Here is a 5,774-nt window from a genome sequence, read left to right on the forward strand (position 1 = left end):
AAGCCAGCCACCTGGCGCACGCCGTCAAAGTCCACGTCGCCGCAGAGTTTGCCAGCGTCGTCGCGGTTCATGCCGACGTCAATCACCACTGCGCCGGGCTTGACCATGTCGGCGGTCAGCACATTGCGTTTGCCGACTGCGGCCACAATCACATCGGCCTGCCGCGTCATGGCGGCGAGGTCGGGCGTGGCGCTGTGGCAGATGGTGACCGTGGCGCTTTGCTGTAGCAGCATCATGGCCATGGGCTTGCCCACAATGTTGGAGCGGCCGATGACCACCGCGTGCTTGCCGCGCAGAGAGTAGCCAATGCTCTCCAGCATCTTCATGCAGCCATAGGGCGTGCAGGGCCAGAAACCGGGCTGCCCCACCATCAGCGCGCCGGCGCTGGCAATGTGAAAACCGTCCACGTCTTTGGCGGGCGAGATGGATTCGATGACCTTGTTGGCGTCCATGTGGGCGGGCAGGGGCAGCTGCACCAGGATGCCGTGAATGCTGGGGTCCAGGTTCAGCGCCTCGACGCGGGCAAGCAGTGCGGCTTCGGTCATGGCGTCGTCGTATTTTTCGAGCACCGAATGCAGACCGGCGTCGGCGCAGGCCTTTACCTTGTTGCGCACATACACCTGCGAAGCGGGGTTGTCGCCCACCAGCACCACGGCCAGGCCCGGGGTCAGGCCGCGGGCGGTGAGCGCGGCGGCGCGGCGGCCGATATCGGCGCGGAGTTGCGCGGCAAGGGCGTTGCCGTCAATGATCTGGGCGGTGCTGTTTGTCATGTCTGTTTTTGAAGTAAAAACGCCCGCAGCGCAGGCTTAGCGGGCGTTAGTAGCTATAGATAAGATAGCGTCAGGTTTTCGGGGCGTTCTGGCCAAGGGCAATTTTCAGCAGATCGGCGACGGTGTTGGCGCTAAGTTTTTCCATGATGTTGGCGCGGTGCGCTTCAACTGTCTTGATGCTGATGCCCAAATCGTCGGCGATTTGTTTGTTCAGCCGGCCGGCCACGATGCGCTCGAGCACCTGGCTCTCGCGCAAGGTGAGCTTGCCCAGCAGCGCGTCGCGGCTGGCGGCGAGCTGCGATTCGGCGAAGGTGTCTTTGGCATGGTCGAGCATGCGTTCCACCAGATCGACCAGGTGGGTTTCGTTGAAGGGCTTCTGGATGAAATCCATGGCGCCTTTTTTCATGCTGTCTACCGCCATGGGCACGTCGCCGTGACCGGTGATGAACACGATAGGCAGGGGGGATTTGGTCTCTATCAGACGGGATTGCAGTTCCAGGCCGGTCATACCGCCCATCCGGATATCGACGATGAGGCAGGCCACTTCGCGGGGGTCGTAGCGGCTGAGAAAGGATTCGGCGGACTCAAAACAGCGTACCCGGTAGCCCTTGCCCTCCAGCAACCACTGAAGGGAATCGCGCACAGCTTCGTCGTCGTCTACGACGTAAACCGTTCCTTTTTTGGGGATCAAGCTCATTGAGTCATCCGAGTATTGGTTTTTTCATGGTCTCCGCCGGGCTGTTTGCGCCGCCGTCTTGCAGGGGTATCCAGAACACAAACCGGCACCCCACAACGTTTTGACCATTGTAGATGTTCTCCGCTGACATACGCCCGAGGTGAGACTCCACGATAGAGCGGCACAGCGACAGGCCGATGCCCATGCCATTGGCCTTGGTGGAGTAGAAGGCCTCGTAGAGCCGGCCCATCACCTCAGGGGGCAGACCGCGCCCGGTGTCTTGTACCGAGAACTCGACGACCGGCTTGTCGTCAATCCGCTTGGGCACCACCCGCAGCTCCACCACGCGCTCTGGTGTGGGGCGCTGCGCGGAGTCGATGGACTCGGCTGCATTGCGCAGTAGATTGACCAGCACCTGCTCAATCAGGATGGGGTCGACCATGGCCTGCGGAATGCGCGCAGCCACGTAATGGTTGAGCCGCACATTGAAACGGCGCAGCTCGATTTCGGCCAGCTCCAGGGATTCGCTCACCATGGTGGCGACGTCGGCCATGGTGCGGTTCGGCTCACTGCGCTTCACAAAGCTGCGGATCCGCTGGATGATTTGTCCGGCCCGCTGCGCCTGGTGGGCGGTTTTTTGCAGGGCGGTGAGCAGGTCTGCCTCGGTGATCTGCTTGTCCTGGATGCGCGAGACCATGCCGTTGCAGTAGTTGCTGATGGCGGTCAGCGGTTGGTTCAACTCATGCGCCACGCTGGAGGCCATCTCGCCCATGGTGATGAGGCGGCTCGAGGTCTGGGCCCGTTCGGTCTGAATAGCCGCCTGTTCCTCGGCTTGGCGGCGGCTGCTGATGTCGGTCGCAATCACCATCTGGGCCAGGCGCCCGTCCACCCAGCTCAGGTAGCGGGAGCGAACCTCCAGCCACTTGCCCAGGGTTTCAACGTAAATTTCTGCGCTCTCCGAATCGCTGTCAGGCAGGCCGGTGGTGGGCAGGCCGGCAAACGAGTCCACGTTGTCCTCGGATTCGTCATTGGTGGGGCTGGGTGGCATGCCGGCTTCCGCCACCAGCCGCAAATGCCCGCCGGCCTGCACTCCGAACCACTGGCGGTACAGCTTGTTGGCAAACACCAGCTCGTCGCTGCCCAGTGGTGCTACAGAAATGGAAGCATCCAACGCTTCCAGCACGGTGGTAAACCGCAGATGGGATGCGGATAACTGCTCACGCACGCGGTTGGGCTCGGTAATGTCGGTCATCGAGGTGACCCAGCCGGTCTGGGTGCCCAAGGCGTCAATCAGCGGTGACACATACAGCCGGGCATCAAACAAGCCGCCGTCCTTGCGTTGCACCCGCACCTGAATGCCGACGGGCGTGGTGTTGCCGGCGAGCTCTTCCTCCAGCAGTGCGGTCAGGTGCTCACGGTCTTTTTCGGGCCAATAAGGAAATGGCGCGGTGCAGCCCACCAGGTCTGCCTCGCCCCAGCCTGTCATCTGGCAGAAGGCAGCGTTCACATAAGTGATCCGGCCCTGCAGATCCATCGCGCGCATGCCGGTGAGCATGGAGTTTTCCATGGCGCGGCGAAAGTTGGTCTCGGACATGAGAGCCTGCTGGGCCTCCTGGCGCCGGCGGGTGTGGCGCCAATTGCCAATCAGCATCCAGGCGGTCAACACGCTCAGCGCGCTCACCAGCCAGAACAGCCCGCTGCCGATGACTCCGAACGACGCGCGGTAGGCCTGCGCGCGCACCACCAGCCCCGAGCCCACCGGAGACACCGGCATTGCGTATTCATGGCTGGGGTGGGACCAGGGAAGGAAGCGGCTCACCAGGTTGCGCCTCGGAATGCTGGTGCCGGCGATCAATGTGCCGCTTGCGTCTTGCAGGGACACGGCATAGCGGGCCGACACTTCGTAGGGCACGCCGTAGCGGTAGAGCCCGTCGATGGAATATTCGGTGATCAGCACTCCGGCGAACTGGCCCTTGTGCTGAAGCGGTATGAACATCTGCAGCAGCGGCTCCTCTTCTTTGCCGGCGGGCGGCTGAATGTAGAGAAGCTGGTTGATCTGCTTGACGATGTTGTAGCCGTTATCGCGGCTGTCTTTGAGGAGCGCATTGCCTGGAAACGAAAGAGAGCTGAAGTCAGAAAAGCCCATCCCCACGCTGGAACGAGTGCGCTTTTTGTCGTCGACCCAGGCCATTGACTGGAGCTCGGGGTACTGGTCCAGCATGCCCGAGGCGCGGCTCTTGAAGTCGGTCAGGTCTATTTCTTTATTTGAGATTTCCCGGCCCATACGGGCTATCTGCTCTTGCCGCTCCAAAAGGCGCAGGCGCAGGCGCTGCTGGGTGTATTCCACATCGCGTTGCACGGCCTCTTGTTCACGGTCGATTTCCTCGATGCGCAGGTAGGCAAACGCGGCGACGATGGCGGCGAAAAACAGCAGCACCGCAAGCAGCGGCGCGAGGATGGCCAGCCGGTCCTGGCGAAGGGGCGGCAGCCGGTACCACCAGTTTCTGGCGCTAGTTACCGAGGGCAGTTGCTTGGGAAGGACTATGGCTTTCGGCAGGGGCATGCTCCGAGTGTAGGGGAGGGTATGCGCGCTGTATGCGGCATGTGCCGCAGCGCAGCATAGAAATTTCACTATATGAATCACTTGGGCATGATTTGAAATTGCAACAAACTTGTGCGAAACTGCGCACACCGCAATAAATTCGGCCAAAACAACAGGAGACTTTGATGGCAGCAGTTCCCCAGAACCCCATGGGCGCGTCCGATGTGGACAGCCAGGAAACCCGCGAGTGGATGGATGCACTTAGCGCCGTCATCGAGGCCGAAGGCCCCGAGCGCGGCCACTTCCTGCTGGAGCAACTTCTCGAGCACGCACGCCAGAAGAGCATTGACATGCCCTTTTCCGCCACCACCGGCTACGTGAACACCATTGAGCCCGAGGATGAAGAGCGCTCCCCCGGCAATCTGGAGATTGAAGAACGCCTGCGCGCTTACATGCGCTGGAACGCGATGGCCATGGTCGTGAAGGCCAACCGCCACAACCCCGCAGACGGCGGCGATTTGGGTGGCCACATCGGCTCGTTCGCATCGCTGGCCAGCCTGTTTGGTGCTGGCTTTAACCACTTCTGGCATGCCGAGAGTGCTGAACCCGGAAAAGAACATGGCGGCGACTGCCTCTACATCCAGGGCCACGTGTCCCCCGGTGTCTATGCCCGTGCTTACTTGGAAGGCCGCCTTTCGGAGGAGCAGCTGCTCCACTTCCGCCAGGAAGTGGACGGCAAAGGCCTCTCGAGCTATCCGCACCCCAAGCTGATGCCCGAGTTCTGGCAGTTCCCCACGGTTTCCATGGGTCTGGGCCCGTTGATGGCGATTTACCAGGCACGCTTCTTGAAATACCTGCATGCCCGCGGCATTGCCAACACCGAAAACCGCAAAGTCTGGGTGTTCTGCGGCGATGGTGAGATGGACGAGGTCGAATCCCTGGGCGCCATCGGCTTGGCCGCGCGCGAGGGGCTGGACAACCTGGTGTTCGTCATCAACTGCAACCTGCAGCGTCTGGACGGCCCGGTGCGCGGCAACGGCAAGATCGTGCAGGAACTCGAAGGGGAGTTCCGCGGTGCCGGCTGGAACGTGATCAAGCTTCTGTGGGGCTCCGGCTGGGACCCTCTCTTGGCGCGCGACAAGGACGGCGCGCTCAAGAAGGTCATGATGGACACGCTGGACGGCGACTACCAGGCCATGAAGGCCAACGACGGCGCTTTTGTGCGCAAGCATTTCTTCGGCAAAGACCCCCGCACGCTGGAAATGGTGTCCAAGATGTCGGACGAGGAAATCTTCGAACTGCGCCGCGGCGGCCACGATTCCAAGAAGGTATATGCCGCCTTCCACAAGGCGGTGAACCACAAAGGCGAGCCCACGGTGCTGCTGATCAAGACCATCAAGGGCTTTGGTATGGGCAAGGCCGGCGAAGGCAAGAACACCGTCCACCAGACCAAGAAGCTGACCGACGAAGACATCAAGGCCTTCCGCGACCGCTTCAATATTCCTGTGCCGGACAGCGAGTTGCCCAAGGTGCCGTTCTACAAACCCGCCGACGACACCCCCGAAATGCAGTACCTGCACGAGCGCCGCAAGGCTCTGGGCGGCTACCTGCCGCACCGCCGCACCAAGGCGGACGAGAGCTTTACCGTGCCCTCGCTGGACACCTTCAAGGCCGTGATTGAGCCTACCGTGGAGGGGCGTGAAATCTCGACCACCCAGGCCTATGTGCGTTTCCTGACCCAGCTGCTGCGCGACCAGGCCCTGGGCCCGCGCGTGGTGCCGATTCT

Annotated in this window: 3 protein-coding genes and 1 pseudogene; 1 reads left to right on the forward strand and 3 read right to left on the reverse strand. The window is 61.7% G+C overall.

What is annotated here, in order from left to right:
* The 3 genes from Q0O05_RS10950 to Q0O05_RS10960 form a co-directional block, all read right to left on the reverse strand.
* Positions 1–770: bifunctional methylenetetrahydrofolate dehydrogenase/methenyltetrahydrofolate cyclohydrolase (locus Q0O05_RS10950; protein WP_293663012.1), on the reverse strand; the 770-nt coding region annotated here is incomplete at its 3' end.
* A 70-nt stretch (positions 771–840) separates the two neighbouring features.
* Positions 841–1,467 (reverse strand): response regulator transcription factor, encoded by a 627-nt coding sequence (locus Q0O05_RS10955; RefSeq protein WP_293663014.1) that lies wholly within the window; start codon positions 1,465–1,467, stop codon positions 841–843.
* A gap of 4 nt (positions 1,468–1,471) precedes the next feature.
* On the reverse strand, positions 1,472–4,009 hold the full coding sequence (locus Q0O05_RS10960) for a PAS domain-containing sensor histidine kinase (protein WP_293663016.1): 2,538 nt from the start codon (positions 4,007–4,009) through the stop codon (positions 1,472–1,474).
* 164 nt (positions 4,010–4,173) lie between these two features.
* Between Q0O05_RS10960 and aceE the strand changes: the two are divergent.
* A pseudogene (aceE, locus tag Q0O05_RS10965) lies at positions 4,174–5,774 on the forward strand (pyruvate dehydrogenase (acetyl-transferring), homodimeric type); the annotation flags it as partial.

The organism is Rhodoferax sp. OV413 (assembly GCF_945881795.1).
Classification (GTDB): domain Bacteria; phylum Pseudomonadota; class Gammaproteobacteria; order Burkholderiales; family Burkholderiaceae_C; genus Allorhodoferax.